Annotated in this window: 18 protein-coding genes and 1 pseudogene; 14 read left to right on the top strand and 5 right to left on the bottom strand. The window is 63.8% G+C overall.

The genetic code is table 11. The features are described 5' to 3' along the window. Positions 1-86: 86 nt before the first annotated feature. The 7 genes from J1C56_RS11390 to J1C56_RS11360 all read left to right on the top strand — a co-directional run bounded on the left by J1C56_RS11390 (position 87) and on the right by J1C56_RS11360 (position 5971). Positions 87-398 carry a DUF2853 family protein gene (locus tag J1C56_RS11390; protein ID WP_214389092.1) on the top strand — a complete coding sequence of 104 codons (312 nt, stop codon included), beginning with the start codon at positions 87-89 and terminating at the stop codon, positions 396-398. A 168-nt stretch (positions 399-566) separates the two neighbouring features. After that, on the top strand, positions 567-1361 hold the full coding sequence (locus J1C56_RS11385; RefSeq protein WP_214389090.1) for a thymidylate synthase: 795 nt from the start codon (positions 567-569) through the stop codon (positions 1359-1361). A 71-nt stretch (positions 1362-1432) separates the two neighbouring features. Then, positions 1433-1951 (top strand): dihydrofolate reductase, encoded by a 519-nt coding sequence (locus tag J1C56_RS11380; RefSeq protein WP_214389088.1) that lies wholly within the window; start codon positions 1433-1435, stop codon positions 1949-1951. A gap of 150 nt (positions 1952-2101) precedes the next feature. Beyond that, the gene (hflK, locus tag J1C56_RS11375) at positions 2102-3205 is read left to right on the top strand and encodes an FtsH protease activity modulator HflK (RefSeq protein ID WP_214389086.1); all 1104 of its coding nucleotides are present in this window, start codon (positions 2102-2104) and stop codon (positions 3203-3205) included. After that, a complete protein-coding gene (gene hflC, locus J1C56_RS11370; RefSeq protein ID WP_214389084.1) occupies positions 3205-4137 on the top strand; it encodes a protease modulator HflC in 933 nt (310 codons plus the stop codon). The genes hflK and hflC overlap by 1 nt, the downstream gene beginning before the upstream one ends. A gap of 3 nt (positions 4138-4140) precedes the next feature. Beyond that, positions 4141-4326 carry a DUF2065 domain-containing protein gene (locus J1C56_RS11365; protein ID WP_214389082.1) on the top strand — a complete coding sequence of 62 codons (186 nt, stop codon included), beginning with the start codon at positions 4141-4143 and terminating at the stop codon, positions 4324-4326. A 124-nt stretch (positions 4327-4450) separates the two neighbouring features. After that, positions 4451-5971, top strand: a complete 1521-nt coding sequence (locus tag J1C56_RS11360; RefSeq protein WP_214389080.1) for a DegQ family serine endoprotease — start codon at positions 4451-4453, stop codon at positions 5969-5971. A gap of 44 nt (positions 5972-6015) precedes the next feature. On the opposite strand, the gene J1C56_RS11355 is transcribed toward J1C56_RS11360, so the two are convergent. Further along, positions 6016-6588: a GNAT family N-acetyltransferase gene (locus J1C56_RS11355; protein WP_214389078.1), complete on the bottom strand. Its 573-nt coding sequence runs from the start codon at positions 6586-6588 to the stop codon at positions 6016-6018. Then, entirely contained in the window at positions 6585-7472 is an 888-nt protein-coding gene (gene serB / locus J1C56_RS11350) for a phosphoserine phosphatase SerB (protein ID WP_214389076.1), read from the bottom strand. The genes J1C56_RS11355 and serB overlap by 4 nt, the downstream gene beginning before the upstream one ends. Between serB and miaA the strand changes: the two genes are divergently transcribed. The 3 genes from miaA to J1C56_RS11335 all read left to right on the top strand — a co-directional run bounded on the left by miaA (position 7462) and on the right by J1C56_RS11335 (position 9779). Next, on the top strand, positions 7462-8409 hold the full coding sequence (gene miaA, locus J1C56_RS11345; protein ID WP_214390237.1) for a tRNA (adenosine(37)-N6)-dimethylallyltransferase MiaA: 948 nt from the start codon (positions 7462-7464) through the stop codon (positions 8407-8409). The genes serB and miaA overlap by 11 nt on opposite strands. 75 nt (positions 8410-8484) lie before the next feature. After that, the gene (locus J1C56_RS11340; RefSeq protein WP_214389074.1) at positions 8485-9276 is read left to right on the top strand and encodes a GGDEF domain-containing protein; all 792 of its coding nucleotides are present in this window, start codon (positions 8485-8487) and stop codon (positions 9274-9276) included. Between the two features lie 191 nt (positions 9277-9467). Further along, complete coding sequence (locus J1C56_RS11335; protein WP_184767183.1) at positions 9468-9779, top strand: hypothetical protein; 312 nt, start codon at positions 9468-9470, stop codon at positions 9777-9779. 118 nt (positions 9780-9897) lie between these two features. On the opposite strand, the gene J1C56_RS11330 is transcribed toward J1C56_RS11335, so the two are convergent. Beyond that, positions 9898-11730 (bottom strand): ATP-binding protein, encoded by a 1833-nt coding sequence (locus J1C56_RS11330; protein WP_214389072.1) that lies wholly within the window; start codon positions 11728-11730, stop codon positions 9898-9900. A 365-nt stretch (positions 11731-12095) separates the two neighbouring features. On the opposite strand from J1C56_RS11330, the gene J1C56_RS11325 reads away from it, so the two are divergent. The 4 genes from J1C56_RS11325 (at position 12096) to J1C56_RS11310 (ending at position 16095) form a co-directional block, all read left to right on the top strand. Continuing rightward, positions 12096-13880, top strand: coding sequence for an acetolactate synthase 3 large subunit (locus tag J1C56_RS11325; protein WP_275945148.1), 1785 nt, complete (start codon positions 12096-12098; stop codon positions 13878-13880). 76 nt (positions 13881-13956) lie between these two features. After that, a complete protein-coding gene (gene ilvN / locus J1C56_RS11320; protein ID WP_214389070.1) occupies positions 13957-14529 on the top strand; it encodes an acetolactate synthase small subunit in 573 nt (190 codons plus the stop codon). A 131-nt stretch (positions 14530-14660) separates the two neighbouring features. Beyond that, positions 14661-15377 carry a glycine-rich domain-containing protein gene (locus tag J1C56_RS11315; protein ID WP_214389068.1) on the top strand — a complete coding sequence of 239 codons (717 nt, stop codon included), beginning with the start codon at positions 14661-14663 and terminating at the stop codon, positions 15375-15377. Between the two features lie 121 nt (positions 15378-15498). After that, positions 15499-16095, top strand: a complete 597-nt coding sequence (locus tag J1C56_RS11310) for a LysE family translocator (protein ID WP_214389066.1) — start codon at positions 15499-15501, stop codon at positions 16093-16095. On the opposite strand, the gene J1C56_RS11305 is transcribed toward J1C56_RS11310, so the two are convergent. Continuing rightward, on the bottom strand, positions 16096-16572 hold the full coding sequence (locus J1C56_RS11305; RefSeq protein WP_214389064.1) for a DUF2269 family protein: 477 nt from the start codon (positions 16570-16572) through the stop codon (positions 16096-16098). After that, positions 16573-17840, bottom strand: a pseudogene (locus tag J1C56_RS11300) (SDR family oxidoreductase). It lies immediately after the preceding gene. Positions 17841-17898: the final 58 nt, after the last annotated feature.

The raw sequence follows: 17898 nt of genomic DNA, 5'->3' as shown, positions 1-17898 counted from the left end.
GCTGGGGTGCCTGCATTGCGCGAGAACCGGTCAAGGCCGGCAATCCCCACGGGATGAGATCAATTCGTCGACGAGGGGAATTTCACATGACCGACTATCTTGCAGACGTGAAGAAGTACGATGCCGGCGCCAAGGAAGAGGTGGTGACCAAGATCGTCAAGCACCTGGGCATTGCGCTCAGGAACCGCGATTCTTCACTGGTCTCTTGCACCGACCCCAAGGAACTCGACCGCGTCAAAGCCGGCTGGATTGCCAAGAAGCTCGGCGTCGAGGATGCGAAGAAGGCGGACGGTGCGATTGAGAAGGTCTGCAAGGCGATGTCGGCCGACAATACCAAGAACCGCGTCACCTTCTATTATCTGGTGGCCAAGGAGCTTGGAAAGCTGGGCGCGCTCTAAGCAGCGCCCTCATAGCTGTCAATTTTGCCGGCGCCGGGCCTCAAAGCCCGGCGTTGACCGTTTGGCGAGGGTCTTTTGTCCGCCGAACTGGATACGCACGGGCGCCTTCGTTGCCTCGGGCGGCACTGGTCAGCTATGATCGGGCAACTCCCGAATCGAGCCCGACCGATGCGCCAGTATCTCGACCTTCTCAGCCACGTCCTCGAAAACGGTACCGATCGCGGCGACCGCACCGGCACGGGTACGCGCTCGGTGTTTGGCCATCAGCTGCGCTTCGACCTGGCGCACGGCTTTCCTGTTGTCACCACCAAGAAGCTGCACCTCAAGTCGATCATCTACGAGCTTTTGTGGTTTCTCGCCGGCGACACCAACATCAAGTACCTCAACGACAATGGGGTGACGATATGGGACGAGTGGGCTGACGAGAACGGCGATCTTGGCCCGGTCTATGGCAAGCAGTGGCGCTCGTGGCCGACGCGCGACGGCGGCGAGATCGACCAGATCGCGATTCTGTTGAACCAGATCCGCAAGAACCCGAATTCGCGCCGGCTGATCGTCTCGGCATGGAACCCCGAGGAAGTGGACGCCATGGCGCTGCCGCCATGCCACTGCCTGTTCCAGTTTTATGTCTCGGACGGCAGACTGTCGTGCCAGCTCTACCAGCGCTCGGCTGACATCTTCCTGGGCGTGCCGTTCAACATCGCCTCCTACGCGTTGCTGACGATGATGGTGGCGCAGGTGACAGGCCTCAAGCCCGGCGACTTCATTCATACGCTCGGCGATGCGCATATCTACCACAACCATTTCGACCAGGCGGGCGAGCAGCTGACGCGCACGCCCAAGACGCTGCCGACGATGTGGATCAATCCTGATGTGAAGGACCTGTTTGCCTTCCGCTTCGAGGATTTCCGGCTTGAGAACTACGTCGCCGAAGCCACGATCCGCGCACCGATCGCGGTGTGAGGAGCGCGGAAGGGACGTGACGCGGCCGGACCGTCCACGGTGAAGGTTGAGGGAAAAGGAAGCGGCGGCTGATGGATGTTTCGATCTACGTGGCGATTGCCGAAAACGGCGTCATCGGGCGCGACAACGGCTTGCCATGGAAGCTGTCGAGCGATCTCAAGCGCTTCAAGGCTGACACCATGGGCAAGCCGATCATCATGGGGCGCAAGACCTATGAAAGCATTGGCAAACCTCTGCCAGGCCGGCTCAACATCGTCGTAAGCCGCGATCCAAACTACCGGATCGATGGTGCCGAGACGGTGCAATCGGTCGAAGACGCCATCATTCTGGCCACCGCCAAGGGCCGCTGCATGCCCGGCGTCAGTGAAATCTGCGTGATCGGCGGTGGCGAGATCTATCGTCAGGCGCTGCCGCTGGCCGACCGACTGCATGTCACCCATGTGCTGACATCGCCCGAAGGTGACACGCGCTTTCCCGCGATCGATCCGGATATCTGGGCCGTCGCACGCTCAGACGAATTCCCCGCGGGCGAAAAAGACAGCCATGCGACACGCTATGTGGTTTACGAGAAGCGCCGCGCCGTGCTTTGAGGGTGTGGTTTTCATACATATGTAGTGAATTCCGAGGCACTTACGGGCCATCGCGTTGAAAGCGCTTGCTCGCATCCCTATAGATGGTGTCAGTAATTGCGCGGCCGTCTCAGGCGCGGCCGCCATAGTTTCGTAGTTGAAAGGACATTCATGCCCTGGAACAATCAAAGTGGAGGCGGCGGCGGTGGCCCATGGGGCGGCGGCGGCGGCAATGGCGGCGGCGGTGGCCCCTGGGGGCAGGGACCGCGTCCAAGCGGGCCGCAGGGTTCGCCTCCCGATCTCGAGGACATCATTCGCCGGGGCCAGGACAAGCTCAAGCGCGCGCTTCCGGGTGGTGGCGGCTCGAGTGCCATGCTGTTCGGCCTTATCGGTGCCGGCCTGATCGCATTCTGGGCGTTCCAGGCGATCTATACCGTGCAGCCTGACGAACTCGCTGTCGAACTGCGTTTCGGCAAGCCGAAGCAGGAATTGTCGCAGCCGGGCCTGCATTTCCATTGGTGGCCGATCGAAACCGTCGAGAAGGTCAACACGGCTGAAAAGCTCGTCGACATCGGCGAAGTGCGCGGCAACACGTCGTCGGGCCTGATGCTTTCGGGCGACCAGAACATCGTCGACGTGAAATTCTCCGTCGCCTACCAGGTCTCGAACCCGCAGGCCTATCTGTTCAACGTCTCCGAACCCGACATCATGGTTCGCCAGATCGCCGAAAGCGCGATGCGCGAAGTGGTCGGACGCCGGCCGGCGCAGGACATCTTCCGCGATGACCGCCAGGGCATTGCCGCCGGCGTGCGCGATATCATCCAGGTGACGCTCGACGAATATGGCGCGGGCCTTTCGGTCAACGCGATTTCGATCGAGGACGCGGCCCCGCCACGTGAAGTGGCCGACGCGTTCGACGAAGTGCAGCGTGCCGAACAGGACGAAGACCGCTTCGTGGAGGAATCCAACCAGTATTCCAACCAGAAGCTCGGCCAGGCGCGCGGTGAAGCGGCCCAGGTCCGCGAAGACGCGGCAGCCTACAAGAACCGCGTCGTCCAGGAAGCCGAAGGTGAGGCCCAGCGCTTCATTTCGGTCTACGACGAGTATGCCAAGGCGCCCGAAGTGACCCGCAAGCGCCTCTATCTCGAAACGATGGAAAAGGTGCTTCAGGGCTCCGGCAAGGTGATCGTCGAGCAGGGCAACGGCCAGGGCGTGGTGCCCTATCTGCCGCTGCCTGAATTGCAGAAGCGCGCTCCGGCGGCGGGAGGCAACTGATGTCGAATCGTCTTCCCATCATCGGCGTCTTCGCCGCTATCATTCTGTTTCTGATCTGGTCGTCGATCTTCGTGGTCAACGAGCGCCAGCAGGCCATCGTGCTGCGCTTCGGCGAGATCGTCGACGTCAAGACCGATCCCGGCATCTACTTCAAGGCGCCGTTCTCGATGTTCGAGGCCGACAACGTGCAGGTCATCGAGGACCGCGTCATGCGGCTCGACCTCGACGACATCCGCGTCCAGGTCTCGGGCGGCAAGTTCTACGACGTCGACGCCTTCATCGCCTATCGCATCAACGATGCGCGCAAGTTCCGCTCGACGGTGTCGGGTAGCGTGGAACTGGCCGAACAGCGCCTGCGCACCCGCTTCGACGCGGCCCTGCGCCGGGTCTACGGCGTGCGTGGCTTCGAATCGGCGCTCTCGGAAGAGCGTGCGGCGATGATGCGCGAGGTTCGCGACCAGCTGCAGCCTGACGCGACATCGCTTGGCCTCGAGATCCAGGATGTCCGCATCCGCCGTACGGATCTCACCCAGGAGGTTTCGCAGCAGACCTTCGACCGCATGAAGGCCGAACGTCTGGCCGAGGCCGAAAGGCTAAGGGCACGCGGCCGCGAAGCGGCACAGCGCATCCGCGCCCGTGCCGATCGCGAAGTGGTCGAGACCGTCGCCGAGGCGCAGAAGGAATCGGAAATTCTGCGCGGTGAAGGCGAAGCCCAGCGCTCCGCGGTGTTTGCCGACGCGTTCAACCGCGATCCCGAGTTCTTCGACTTCTATCGGTCGATGAGCGCCTACGGCACCGCGCTGAATGCCGACGGCACGACAATGGTGCTGTCGCCGGAATCGGAATTCTTCCGCTACTTCCGCAGCCCCGACGCCAACAAGGCAACGCCGGCGCCTGCCGCCGGCGCTGCTGCTCCCGCCGCCAGCAACTAAGCAGTGCGGGACTTCATCGTCGCCATGGGCCTGGTCCTCGTCATCGAGGGCCTGGTCTATGGCGGCTTTCCTTCCGCGGCCAAGAAGATGGCTGCGCAGGCGGCCGAAATGCCCGAGGCGCTGCTCCGGACCGTCGGTCTCGCCGCCATCGTCGTCGGTGTCGGCATCGTTTGGCTCATCCGGGGATAACGGACGATTTATTCCGTGCCGGTAGCAATGGTCGCAAACAGGCCTTATTTGTTTCCATCATGACGCTTCGCGTTCGGACGGCCCGGCGCGATCAATGCCATGACAGCCCCGGGAGGCTTCCCTGATGATTTCCACGCCCCTTTTGCGCGCCATGCGAAAGGCCTCTCTGGCCGCTACCACCGCGCTGATGATCGGCGCTGCGGTCGCACCGTCCTTCGTCACGCCTGCCCTGGCGCAGGGACCGGAGTCGGTCGCCAACCTCGCCGAGGGCCTGCTCGGCGCCGTCGTCAATATCTCGACATCGCAGACCGTCAAAGGCAGTGGGGGCGGAGAGGACGAGAACGCTGTCCCGATGCCGCAGCTTCCAGAGGGATCGCCGTTCCAGGATTTCTTCGACGAGTTCTTCAAAAAGAACCGCGAAGGCCAGGACAATGGCGGCTCGCAGAAGGTGCAGTCGCTCGGCTCCGGCTTCGTCGTCGATGCCGAAAAGGGCATCGTCGTCACCAACAACCATGTCATTGCCGACGCCGACGAGATCGAGGTGAATTTCTCCGACGGCTCGAAGCTGAAGGCCGAACTGGTCGGCACCGACACCAAGACCGACATTGCCGTTTTGAAGGTCGACCCCAAGGCCAAGAAGCTGACTGCGGTGAAGTTCGGCGATTCCGACAAGATGCGCATCGGCGACTGGGTGATGGCGATCGGCAACCCGTTCGGCCTCGGCGGCACGGTGACCGTCGGCATCATCTCGGCGCGCAACCGCGACATCAATTCCGGCCCCTATGACGACTTCATCCAGACCGACGCCGCGATCAACCGCGGCAATTCGGGCGGGCCGCTGTTCAACATGGAAGGCCAGGTCATCGGCATCAACACGGCGATCATTTCGCCGTCGGGCGGCTCGATCGGCATCGGCTTCTCGATCCCCGCGGAGATCGCGGTTGGCGTGGTCAACCAGCTGGCCGAGTTCGGCGAAACCCGCCGCGGCTGGCTCGGCGTGCGCATCCAGCCGGTGACCGATGACATCGCCGAGAGCTTAGGCATGGCCACCGCCAAGGGCGCGCTGATCGCCGGCATCATCAAGGGCGGACCGGTCGACAAGGGCCAGATCCTGCCCGGCGACGTGGTGATCAAGTTCGACGGCAGGGACGTCGTCGAGATGCGTGACCTGCCGCGGGTCGTCGCCGAAAGCCCGGTGGGCAAGGCTGTCGACGTGGTGATCGTGCGCAAGGGCGTCGAGCAGACCGTCAAGGTGACGCTCGGGCGGCTCGAAGACGGCGAGAAGCTGGCTGAAGGCGAAGCCGCCAAGCCGGAAGAAGACGCCGACAAGGGTGCCGAGGTTGCCGCCGCAAGCGTGCTCGGCATGACCATCGGCGAACTCAATGCCGACACCCGCGCCAAGTTTGGCATCGCAGCCGAGGTGTCAGGTGCGGTCGTGACCGCCGTTGCCAAGGATTCGGCCGCCGCCGAGCGCGGCATCGTCGCCGGTGAGGTGATCACCGAGATCGCCCAGGAATCGGTGTCTACGCCGAAAGAGGTGATGGACCGCATCGCCGCGCTCAAGGAACAGGGCCGCAAGAATGCGCTTTTGATGCTCGCGTCGAAGACTGGCGAGTTGCGGTTCGTGACGATCCGCATGGATTGAGTCCGGAAATCCGGCCAAGTCCCTGAAAGAAAAGAAAAAGGCGGCTAGATTGCCGCCTTTTTCCGTTCTTGCCACTGGTCTTTGGTGAGGCTGTAGAAAACGTGGCGCTTGAGTTCCGGATGGGTGTCGGGAACGCGCGGGTGGTCGAAATCACGCGACGGATCGGGCTGCATGCCGAGCCGCTGCATGACCGCCGTCGAGCGGTTGTTGTTCGACACGGCAAAGGAAACGACTTCGTCGTCGCCGATCACCTCGAAGGCATGAGCGAGCCAGGCCTCGGCCGCTTCAGTGACAAAACCCTTGCCCCAGAATTCGGGCGCGAGACGCCAGCCGATTTCCATTGTGCCTTTGGGGATGAAGGGCGCGAGGTCCGTGCGCAGGATGCCGACGAAGCCGATGCATTCGCCTGACACGGCAATCTCGGCGGCAGCGAAGCCGAAGCCGTCGCGCTCGACGCCGGCGGCCAGGCGATCGAACAACTCATCACTCTCCGCGCGGCTGCGCCGCATGCCGAAGAATTCCATCACCTGCTCGTCCGAATTGATGCGGTGGAAGAGGTCGCGGTCGCGCTCTTGCCAATTGCGCAGGATCAAACGTTCGGTGCGGATCGGTTTCATCTTGTCAAGTCGGCGCTGCTGTAGCCCTGGAGGTAGAGCAGGGCGGTGAGGTCGGAATTGTCGATGCGAATCCTGGCCTGGGCAGCCACCGACGGCTTGGCGTGAAGGGCGACGCCCGAGCCGGCGAGGCGGATCATGTCGAGATCGTTGGCGCCGTCGCCGACGGCGATGGCGTCAGCCGCGGTGAGGCCGAGGCGGGCGGCAATCTCGTTGAGCGCATCCGCCTTGGCGGCGCGGCCGAGGATCGGCTCGGAAACCTTGCCGGTGAGGCGGCCATCGACTTCGACCAGATGGTTGGCGCGGTTTTCGTCGAAGCCGAGCTTGGCGGCGATGCGCGAGGTGAAGACGTCGAAGCCGCCGGAGACAAGTGCGGTGTATGCGCCGTGCGCCTTCATGGTGGCGACCAGCCTCTTGCCGCCGGAGGCGAGCGTCAAACGGCTGTCGATGATGCTGTCGATGACCGAAGCGTCGAGGCCGGCGAGCAGGGCGACGCGCTCGCGCAGGGCCGGCTCGAAGGCGATCTCGCCATTCATCGAGCGCGCGGTGATGTCGGCGACGCGGTCCTTGACGCCGATCTCGTCGGCGAGTTCGTCGATGCATTCCTGATCGATCATGGTCGAATCCATGTCGGCGATGAGGATCTTTTTCCTACGTGTCGCGTTGTCCTGGATGGCGAAATCGATGGCTTCGCCGGCAAGGACGGCGGCGAGTGCCACATGCGCGTCCTCGGCCGAAAGTCCTGACGGCAGGGCGATGTCGCAGGCAACGGCCTCCGCCAGCCAAACAATGGCGCTTGCGCCGAGGGCGCGAGAGGCCTTATCGGCAAGGGACGGAGCCAGCAGAGCGCGGTCCGGATGGGAAATCAGCGTGGCGATCAGCGGCATCGAAAATTCCGGAACTAGCGAGGGGCGCATCAAGAACGCGACCCTGATAGCCGGGCCGACCGCCAGCGGCAAGTCGGCGCTGGCGCTCAAGCTCGCCGAGCGCGACGGCGGCGTCATCGTCAACGCCGATTCGATGCAGGTCTATGGCGTGCTCGACGTGCTGACGGCGCGGCCAAGCGCTGATGAGCTGACGCGCGTGCGCCACTTCCTCTACGGCCATGTCTCGCCGGCGATGGCCTATTCGACCGGCAGCTGGCTGCGCGACGTCGCGGTGCTGGCCGATAGCGGGCTGTTTACCGAAAAGCCGCCGATCTTCGTCGGTGGCACCGGGCTCTATTTCCGGGCGCTGGCTGAGGGCATTTCGGAAATGCCCGAAATTCCGACTGAAATCCGCGAGCGCTGGCGCTGGCGCCTCAACGAGGAGGGAGCGCCCAGGCTGCATCGCGTGCTGATGAGCGTCGACAGCGCGGTTGCGATGCGGCTCAAGGCCAGTGACGGGCAGCGCATCGTGCGCGCGCTGGAGGTGCTGGAGGCATCGGGCCGCTCGATCCTGAAATGGCAGGCCGACAAGGGTCATCCGATGATCGACCTGGCCACAGCCCGTTTCATCGTCATCGAGCCGGAGCGCGAACTGCTGATAAAGCGCATCGACCAGCGCTTCGACAGGATGATCGAGGCCGGCGCGCTGGACGAGGTCAAGGAGATCACGGCGATGCGCATCGGGGCGGAACTGCCGGCGATGAAGGCGATCGGCGTGCGCGAACTGGCGGCGGCGATGGCCGGCGAAATGAGCTTCGAGGAGGCGATCGAGCGCGCCAAGATCGCGACACGGCAATATTCCAAACGGCAATCGACGTGGTTCCGCAACCAATTCGGGCCGGAATGGCAACGGATCGGCGGCGAGGCCGGACGCCAGCCGGGCGCAGCCGATGCATAGGAAGTGCCGTTAAGGATTAACCCTCCGTAAGGCGCGGCATGGCATAAGTGCGATTGGGGTTCCACTAGGATTGCCATGCGCTTTCACCGGGCTGAAGCGGCGTTTTTCATCTTCAGTGCGCTGATCATGTCGGCGGCGCTGGGGATTTTCTATGCCTGGAGCCAGATTCAGGGGGCGGCCGAGGCCCTTTACACGCCCGGCTGGCTCCAGAGCGTCGAGGCGGTGGAGCGGCTGCTGTTCATGATCGCGCTGCTTTTGAGCGGAACGCTTGTCTACGGCGCATTCTTCATTTTCCCCCAGATCCGCACCCAGGTGAAGGAAGGCGGCGAACTGCGCGAGATGACGGCGTCGCTGAGCGAGCGGTCGCGCAGCCTCGAGCAGGCGGCACTCACCGACGGCCTGACCGGAATGCAGAACCGGCGCTATTTCGACGATGCGCTCAGGGAATATCTCGGCGAATTCCGCCGCATCGACAGGCCGGTCGGGCTGATGATCCTCGACCTCGATCATTTCAAGCAGGTCAACGACACCTACGGCCATGACGCCGGCGACGAGGTTTTGCGCTCGGTTGCCAGATGCCTGAAGAGCATGACCCGCTATCACGACGTGGTGGCGCGGCTCGGCGGCGAGGAATTCGCCATCGTTGCGCCCAACATGGACATCGAGCTTTTGCAGCGCTTTGCCGAACGCATGCGCAAGGCGATTGCCGGCATGGCGATCGAGACGGGCGGAGCCCAGCTCAACGTCACCTCGAGCTTCGGCCTTGCCTTGTGGGACCGCGAAGAAACCGCCGAAGAGTTTTATCGCCGCGCCGACAAGCAGCTGTACGAAGCCAAACGCCAGGGCCGCAACCGCGTCTGCGCGTGAATTCCCGTCGCTGAGTTCGTGATGCCGGCCGCCTGACGCGGCTTGACGAATTCCCCGACAGGAATTGTCTAGAAGCGGCACGCGGCCCAACACCCGAACTTGCCGCTGGACGTCCCCTTCGAACGAAGCAACACTGATCTGGCTGCTGCCGGCTGTGGCGGCGGCCAGATCAGTGCAGAGGAGGATGACGAATGGACGATGCAGACCGGTGGCGAAACATGGCGAGTGCGCCAAGGGACGGAAGCCGGATCCTGGTCACCGTGCGGCCGTCCGAACAGGGGCCGGCGGAGGTCGACGTGGCTTATTGGGCCCGGCCAGACGCGTTCGGCATCGAAGGCTGGCGCGCCGGGGATTCCTATCCGGGTTGCATCATCGGTTATGCCGACCCGGAGCTGAAGTGCTGGATGCCGCTGCCGAAAGCCAATCTGAGCAAGAACTCGCCCGAGATGCCGACACCCTGGGAAGGCGAGGACGAAGAACAGCTGGACGGATCCGGCATCTGAAGACACTGCGTGCAGGCGGTGCGCCGATTGCGCGTCCGCATGCCGGTCCTGATCTTTACGCCTGGCAACTCGCGTCTTCGGCTCGATCTGACGTGAACAGCTCTTGCCGCTGGCCTGTTCAGCCCTGCGGCGGGCGGCCACCGAAGGTCGAGGGGCGCAGGCCGAAGCGGGTGTCGAAATCGTCGTCGGGCTGCGGCCTTGGAGCTGTCGCCGGCTTGCGATAGTCGGTGTCGCCGGCCTGGCGCTGGACATCGACGACTTCGGCAAAGCCGAGGGCTGCGGCCTGCGGCTTGGGAACGTTGCGCAGGCGCTCGACGATGGCGACCAGATCGACGTCGTCGCCACTGCCTGTCGGTGCCTCCGCGGCGCGCTTGCCGGTGCCGGGGATGAGCTCGTCCGAGAGCTTTTCGAACTTCAGCCGCATGGTGGTGGCGACGCCCTCGCCGAAGGCGATTGCTTCACGCTGGCCCATGGATGACAGGAACGACAAGGTCGAAGCGGAGGAATCGGCGATGGCCGAGCGGATGATCGCCTGGTCCTGCTCGTTGGCGAGGCGCATGGCGAAGACCGTCGAGCATTGCGACAGGATTGTCGGGTCGAGCTCACCCGGGCGCTGGGTGACGACGCCGAGGTAGCAGCCATATTTGCGGCCTTCCTTGGCGATGCGCGACAGCGCGTGGCGGGTCGGCGCGAAGCCGAGGCGGTGGTCGGCGGGCATGTAGCGGTGCGCTTCCTCGCACAGCAGAAGCAGCTTGAGGCGGCCTTCGCTCCACAGCGCCAGATCAAAGGCAAGGCGGGCGAGCACCGAGCAGACCGAATTGACGACCTCCGAGGGCATGCCGGCCATCTCGAAACAGGTGACCGGGCGGCCATGCGTCGGCACGCGGAAGATGTTGCCGATGGTTTCGTGGATGGTGTCCTCGATCAGGCGCGAATGGAACATGAAGCGGTAGCGCGGATCGGCCAGCGCGGACTCGATGCGGGTGCGCAGCGATTTCAGGATCGGCCGCTCGTTCTTCGATTCGAGCAGGCCCATGCGTTCGTCGATCTGCTTGATCAGGTCGGCCATGCGGTAGGGCACAGGCGTATCCGCGGTCAGCGCGTCGACACCGCGGCGCAGGAAGGTGCCACCTTGCGGGCTGCGGTAGAGGTTCTTGGCGGCCGGGATGAGATCGCGCAGCACGTCGATCTCGTCGGCATCGGTCTCGCGGCCGCGAAACAGCACTTCGGAGAATTCCTCAAGGCGGAACAGCCAGAACGGCAGGTCGAGCGAATTGCTGTCGACCTTGACGCAATGTTCCGGCAGCGATGCCGCGAACTCGTTGTGCGGATCCATGATCAGCACGCGCAGGTCGGGCCGCGCGGCGATCGCCTTGCGCAGCAGAAGCGATACGGCGGTCGACTTGCCGACGCCGGTGGTGCCGACGACGGCGAAGTGGCGGGCAAGGGTTTCGTCGATGGCGATGCAGGCGTCGATGGTGTCGTCCTGCGACAGCTGGCCGATGGTGACGGTGCGGCGGCCGGCAAGGTCGTAGACCGCCTGGAGGTCGCGGCTGCGGATACGGTGGGCGATGGCGCCGATATAGGGATAGGCGGTGATGCCACGGTCGAAGACAGGGTGCTTGTCGGCGCCGACGTCACGGACCTCGCCGATCAGCTCGACATTGACCTCGATGGGGTTGTCGCCTTCGCTGCTCCATGAGCGGTCCGACTTGGCGATGGAATAAACGAGGCCAATGGTGCGGGTTTCGCCGAGATTGATGCAGATCATGCGGCCTACGGTCCACAGGCCGCTCGCTTCCGCGATGCCACTTTCGGCATAGGCGCTGATGACCGCGCGAGCGCCATCGCACTGCACGACGTGGCCCAGGATGCGGGCATCGTCCTGCTTGGGGTCGCGCCGCTCCTGCGAGGTGGTTTCACCGCCCTGAGCCTGACGTTCCGAGTACATCGCAGTAATCCCCCAGTTCCGACCAACAAAATAGCGCGATGCCGTTAAGGTCGGGTGATGGCGGATGGTGTAGCGTTGGTTAAGCGCAACGCTCGAATTGGAGCTTTTTGACCCGCCGCCTGACGCTGCGGAAAATTTGCGGCGGCCCGGTTGACAGCGCGCCGTCTCGCGCACTAACGTCCGCGCCCATGAACACGACACTCATTCTCGTAGTAGGATTGCGCATGGGCAAGGCGGTGTAACCGTCGGGCGAAATCCCCCATGCGCAAATGTGAAGGCTCCCTCGGGGGCCTTTTTTATTGCCCGAAACAGGACTAAACGAGCAGCAACCGCCGAGAACGGCGAAGGAAAGACGGGACGGACCGATGAGCGGACATAGTGATAGCGGACGACGCGAAATGACCGGCGCCGAGATGGTGGTGCAGGCGCTGAAGGACAATGGCGTCAAGCATCTCTTCGGCTATCCCGGCGGCGCCGTCCTTCCGATCTATGACGAGCTGTTCCAGCAGGACGACGTCCAGCACATACTGGTGCGCCACGAGCAGGGCGCGGGTCATGCCGCCGAAGGTTATGCGCGCTCGACTGGCAAGCCCGGCGTGATGCTGGTGACCTCGGGTCCCGGTGCCACCAATGCGGTGACGCCGCTGCAGGACGCGCTGATGGATTCGATCCCGCTGGTGTGCATCACCGGCCAGGTTCCGACCTCGCTGATCGGCTCCGACGCCTTCCAGGAATGCGACACCATTGGCATCACCCGGCCATGCACCAAGCACAACTGGCTGGTGAAGGACGTCAACGATCTCTCCCGCATCCTGCATGAGGCGTTCCATGTCGCGACCACCGGCCGTCCCGGTCCCGTGGTCGTCGACATTCCCAAGGACGTGCAGTTCGCCAGGGGCACCTACACGCCGCCGCAGACCGCGCCGCGCACCTCCTACCAGCCGAAGATCCAGGGCGACCTGGACAAGATCAAGGAAGCGGTGGCGCTGATGGCGAGCGCCAAGCGCCCTGTCCTCTATTCCGGCGGTGGCGTGGTGAATTCCGGTCCAGAGGCGAGCCAGCTGCTGCGCGAACTCGTCGACCTGACCGGCTTTCCGATCACTTCGACGCTGATGGGCCTGGGTGCCTATCCCAAGTCGGGCAAGAACTGGCTCGGCATGCTGGGCATGCACGGCAGCTACGAAGCCAACATGGCGATGCATGACTGTGACGTCATGGTCTGCATCGGCGCGCGCTTCGACGACCGCATCACCGGCCGCCTGAACGCGTTCTCGCCGAACTCGAAGAAGATCCACATCGACATCGATCCGTCGTCGATCAACAAGAACGTGCGTGCCGACGTGCCGATCCTGGGCGATGTCGGCCGCGTGCTCGAGGACATGGTGCGGCTGTGGCGGGCGACCGCCAAGGCCGACAAGAAGACGCTGTATCCGTGGTGGGAGCAGATCGCCAAGTGGCGTGCCCGCGACAGCTTCGCCTACAAGCACAACAGCGACGTGATCATGCCGCAATATGCGGTGCAGCGTCTCTATGAACTGACCAGGCACCTCGACACCTACATCACGACCGAGGTCGGCCAGCACCAGATGTGGGCGGCACAGCATTACGGCTTCGAAAAGCCGAACCGCTGGATGACCTCGGGTGGCCTCGGCACCATGGGCTACGGGCTGCCGGCAGCACTCGGCGTGCAGATCGCGCATCCTGAATCTCTGGTCATCGACATTGCCGGCGACGCCTCGGTGCAGATGTGCATCCAGGAGATGAGCTGTGCCGTGCAATATGATGCGCCGATCAAGGTCTTCATCCTGAACAACCAGTACATGGGCATGGTGCGCCAGTGGCAGCAGCTGCTGCACGGCAACCGGCTGTCGCATTCCTACACCGAGGCGATGCCCGACTTCGTCAAGCTGGCGGAGGCCTATGGCGGCCATGGCATCCGCTGCGACAAGCCCGACGAGCTCGACGATGCGATCAAGGAGATGATCTCGGTGAAGAAGCCGGTGATCTTCGATTGCCGCGTGGCAACGCTCGCCAACTGCTTCCCGATGATCCCCTCGGGCAAGGCGCATAACGAGATGCTGCTGCCGGACGAGGCGACCGACGAGGCGGTGGCCAACGCCATCGACGCCAGGGGCCGCGAACTGGTGTGACGGATCGCGTGCGGCCTTCATGCAAGGCCGCACAATCAACGAGTTGGCGCAACCGCCTGAGATCGAGAATCATCTTATGAACGCACAGCTACAACCCACCGGTTCGGCCTATTTTATCGCCAAGGAAACCGAGAAGCCGGAAAACCACACGCTATCGGTGCTTGTCGACAACGAACCGGGCGTGCTTGCCCGTGTCATCGGCCTGTTTTCCGGCCGCGGCTACAACATTGAAAGCCTGACCGTCTCGGAAACCGAGCATGAAAAGCATCTGTCGCGCATCACCATCGTGACGCGCGGCACACCGCATGTGCTCGAGCAGATCAAGCACCAGCTCGAGCGCATCGTGCCGGTGCACCGCGTCGTCGACCTGACCGTCATGGCGCAGGAACTGGGTACTGGTGGCGCGCTGGAGCGCGAACTGGCGCTGGTCAAGGTTTCGGGTACGGGCGACGCCCGCGTCGAGGCGCTGCGCCTCGCCGACGCGTTCCGCGCCAAGGTGATCGACGCCAACACCGAACACTTCATCTTCGAGCTGACCGGCAAGGTGTCGAAGATCGAGCAGTTCATCGCGATCATGAAGCCGCTCGGCCTGGTCGAAGTCTGCCGCACCGGCGTGGCGGCGATGAACCGCGGCCCGCAGGGGATGTGAGGTCGCGCGCGCGACCTCGTCGTCGTTGTGGCGGAGCAGTCGTCGGCAGCCTGAGATTGCCTGGAGGTCATTGCAAGAACGTCCGGGCGATGTAGTTTCCGGGCGTTCAAGCTCAATTCCCCGGCCTCAAGATGAATGACCTGACCGACCCGGACCTCTGGAACAAGATCGCCAGTTACGACTTCGACGATCCGCAAGCCGAAGCTCCGTTCTCAGTGCGGCTGTCCCGGGGGAATGGCTGGACGCCGGGACGTGCGAAGGCGGCGATCGATCAATACAGGCGCTTCATCTACCTGGTCTGTGTTTCGGATGACATGCTCAGCCCGTCGCCCGACGTCGACAAGGTCTGGCACCTGCATCTGACCTACACGAAGGACTACTGGAAGCGCTTCTGCGACGAGACGTTGGGGCAGGAGGTCCATCATTATCCGAGCCGTGGGGCGAGCGAGAGCCAGGGGGCTCTGCGCGATGCCTACGCCAGGACCCTTGAACTGTTGTCCGAGGAGTTTGGCGAGCAGCCGCCGGCCGCCGTGTGGCCGGGTGAGGACGCCAAGGGGCGACACCTTGAGGCCGGTATGTTCGGCCAAAGATCCATCGTCCTGTATGCGGCAGAAATCACCTTCGGGATCGCCTTGGTCCTGATCGTCATCGGGGTTTCTTTGCTCTGGAGCCGCGGAGTGATCGGAAAAGTGATGGGGGTGGGCCTGTGCGTGGCCTGCCTCATCGCCGCGATGTCCCTTCTGCCGATCAGGCGCCGGCGCAGATCCAGGGCTGGCGACGGCAGCGGCTGCGGTGGTGGCAGCAGCGGCGATAGCGGCGACGGTGGCGGCTGCGGCGGAGGTGATTGAGCTACTGCCATCGAGGGGTTCAGCGCATATCTGGCTTAGCGCTTGAGCGTCGCTGGATCGTTGTCGAATCTTTCAAATAAGGTCAGTAATACTGACATAAAATTACCCAAGGGAGGGACACATGTCATACGACGCATTCCTCGCACTGCTGGTCTATGCCTTCGTGACCTCGATCACGCCGGGGCCGAACAACTTCATGCTGCTGGCTTCGGGCGTGAACTTCGGCTTCGTCAAAACCATCCCGCACATGCTCGGCATCGGCTTCGGCTTCCTGTCGCTGCTGCTCGGCGTCGGCTTCGGGCTCGGCGCCGTGCTGACGGCGTTTCCGGCGCTGCATCTGGTGCTCAAGATCGCGGGCGGTGCCTATCTGCTCTACCTCGCCTGGCGCATCGCGATGTCGCGCTCGCTCGGCAAGGACGGCGAGAGCAAGGGCCAGCCAATGACCTTCCTCGAAGCGTCCGCCTTCCAGTGGATCAATCCGAAGGCCTGGGTGATGGCCGTCACCGCGATGGCGCTCTACACCAGCACCGAAGCGCCGTTCCTGTCGGTGCTGATCATCTCGGGCGCCTTTGCCGTGGTGAACGTGCCGAGCGTGTCGTGCTGGGCCGGCTTCGGCATGGCGCTGCGCGGTTTCCTCGCTGATCCGGTGCGGCTGAAATGGTTCAACATCGCCATGGGCGTGCTGCTGGCGGCGACGCTGTGGCCGATGCTGAAATAGTCAGAACAGCTCGATCGCCGGCCTTGTCAGCATCAGCCAGAAGATGGCAACGACGCTGAAGAAAGCCGGGAAACCGCAGATGAACCAGATGCGGTAGAGCCTGAAATATCGTGCCGGCAGGGCCTTGCCTGTGGCCGCGGCGGAACGGGCGAGATTGCGCAATTCGACCTGGATGAACACGACCGGCAGCCAGAACAGGCCTGTCAGCACGTAGAGCGCGAGCGACAAAACGATCCAGCGCTCGGTGAGCGGCCAACCGACCTCGTATGCCAGCCAGGCGCCTGATATCGGCTGCAGGATGACCGCGGTGGCGGTGAAGACGGTGTCGGCGATCACCACCGTGCCGGCGACATGGGCGATTGTCGCCGGGTCGCGGGTGCGATGGGCCATGACCATGAAGAAGGCGATGCCGGCGCCCGTGCCGAACAGCACGGCGGCGCCAAGGACATGGGCGAGGCGGAGAAGCTCTTCCATCATTCAACGCTCGTCCAGTATGGCAAGCGCCACCAGCGTCAGCACAATCGACGGCAGCACCTTGACCAGCGGGCCAAGCGGATCGACCCAGAGGCCGGGCGCTAGCACCGTGGCCGATGCGAGATAGGCCAGAGACAGAGCGACCATGCCTTTGAGCGCCGCAGCCGCATGGCGACGGACAGCGACGCCGATGCCGAGTGCAATGTCGGCGAGGCTGGTGACATCCCCGCGGCGACGGCAGTGGTCGCGCCGGCTTGCTCCAGATGCGCCGTTGAAGCGTCGAAGCGCAGCAGAGCGAGGATGCCGGACAGCAGCCAGAACAGGCTCAAGCTCGCGAATATCAGTGGCTTTAGCAGATAGAGCCGGGCAAACCACAATTCCTGCACGCCGGCGGGATGGCTGGACAGGATGTTCCGCAGGGGCTTCGGAGCGCTGCCGCTTGAATGCCCTGAAACACCGCCTGCGGCGACTTCGAGTGCCGTGGAACGCAACGGCGAGCGCCAGCCGAGATGGCCGAGCAGATCGGCTGCCTTGGACGTGAGCCGAGCGCAGACGCCGGGCAAATGGAGCGCCCTCGATGGAGGCAGGCCGAGCCAGCGGCGATGGATCGCCACGGCCTCGGTGAGGGTCAGTGTTTCCGGCGCGGCAAGGTCGAGATCGCTGCCGGCAGGGATGTTTCCGTCCAGTGCGTCGGACACTGCAGCGGCAACATCGTCGAGCGCGACGAACTGCATGCGGCTCTGGCCATGGACCAATGGCGTGACAACAGGGAATGCCGCGAGCGCCCGCAGCAGTGCTGAGCCGCCATGCGCGGCCGCACCGATGACAATGGCAGGCCGCAGGATGACGAAAGGCAGGCCCGACGATCTGAGCGCGTCGTCTGCCTGGCGCTTGGTGGCGAGGAACGGATTTTGGGTGGCAGCACCTTCGGTGCGCGCCGATATCTGGACGAGCAGGCGCAATGAGGGGCTCGCCGCCTGATAGAGCGCGACCATGGCGACATGCTGCACCGCCACGACGTCGTCACGCGCGCCGTCCTGAAGCGCTCCGGCGCAGTTGATCACGGCGTCGATGCCCGACAACAGCGGATGCCAGTCTTCGGGCTTGGACAGTGTGGCGATGTCCGCCTGTCGCCACTCGACTTCGGGAAGGCGGCGCGATACGGCCCCGATGCTGCGTGCGAGACCGATCACCTGATGGCCGCGGGCAACGAGACGTCTCGCCACCGCCGCGCCGATGAAGCCGTTTGCCCCGAGAATCAGTATACGCATGCCCACACGATACAGCGCCGTAGCGCATTGGGAGGCGGGCAGTGGGGGTGCGCCGAGA

The sequence above is a fragment of the Aminobacter anthyllidis genome, assembly GCF_018555685.1.
In the GTDB taxonomy this organism is placed as follows: Bacteria; Pseudomonadota; Alphaproteobacteria; order Rhizobiales; family Rhizobiaceae; genus Aminobacter; species Aminobacter anthyllidis.
This window is presented reverse-complemented; position numbering and strand designations above follow the sequence as displayed.

Bases quoted from the DNA above. Each gene is read 5' to 3' on its own strand.
- J1C56_RS11390 (WP_214389092.1), top strand. From the start codon at position 87: ATGACCGACTATCTTGCAGACGTGAAGAAGTACGATGCCGGCGCCAAG.
- J1C56_RS11385 (WP_214389090.1), top strand. From the start codon at position 567: ATGCGCCAGTATCTCGACCTTCTCAGCCACGTCCTCGAAAACGGTACC.
- J1C56_RS11380 (WP_214389088.1), top strand. From the start codon at position 1,433: ATGGATGTTTCGATCTACGTGGCGATTGCCGAAAACGGCGTCATCGGG.
- hflK (WP_214389086.1), top strand. From the start codon at position 2,102: ATGCCCTGGAACAATCAAAGTGGAGGCGGCGGCGGTGGCCCATGGGGC.
- hflC (WP_214389084.1), top strand. From the start codon at position 3,205: ATGTCGAATCGTCTTCCCATCATCGGCGTCTTCGCCGCTATCATTCTG.
- J1C56_RS11360 (WP_214389080.1), top strand. From the start codon at position 4,451: ATGATTTCCACGCCCCTTTTGCGCGCCATGCGAAAGGCCTCTCTGGCC.
- J1C56_RS11355 (WP_214389078.1), bottom strand. From the start codon at position 6,588: ATGAAACCGATCCGCACCGAACGTTTGATCCTGCGCAATTGGCAAGAG.
- serB (WP_214389076.1), bottom strand. From the start codon at position 7,472: ATGCCGCTGATCGCCACGCTGATTTCCCATCCGGACCGCGCTCTGCTG.
- J1C56_RS11340 (WP_214389074.1), top strand. From the start codon at position 8,485: ATGCGCTTTCACCGGGCTGAAGCGGCGTTTTTCATCTTCAGTGCGCTG.
- J1C56_RS11335 (WP_184767183.1), top strand. From the start codon at position 9,468: ATGGACGATGCAGACCGGTGGCGAAACATGGCGAGTGCGCCAAGGGAC.
- J1C56_RS11330 (WP_214389072.1), bottom strand. From the start codon at position 11,730: ATGTACTCGGAACGTCAGGCTCAGGGCGGTGAAACCACCTCGCAGGAG.
- J1C56_RS11325 (WP_275945148.1), top strand. From the start codon at position 12,096: ATGAGCGGACATAGTGATAGCGGACGACGCGAAATGACCGGCGCCGAG.
- ilvN (WP_214389070.1), top strand. From the start codon at position 13,957: ATGAACGCACAGCTACAACCCACCGGTTCGGCCTATTTTATCGCCAAG.
- J1C56_RS11315 (WP_214389068.1), top strand. From the start codon at position 14,661: ATGAATGACCTGACCGACCCGGACCTCTGGAACAAGATCGCCAGTTAC.
- J1C56_RS11310 (WP_214389066.1), top strand. From the start codon at position 15,499: ATGTCATACGACGCATTCCTCGCACTGCTGGTCTATGCCTTCGTGACC.
- J1C56_RS11305 (WP_214389064.1), bottom strand. From the start codon at position 16,572: ATGATGGAAGAGCTTCTCCGCCTCGCCCATGTCCTTGGCGCCGCCGTG.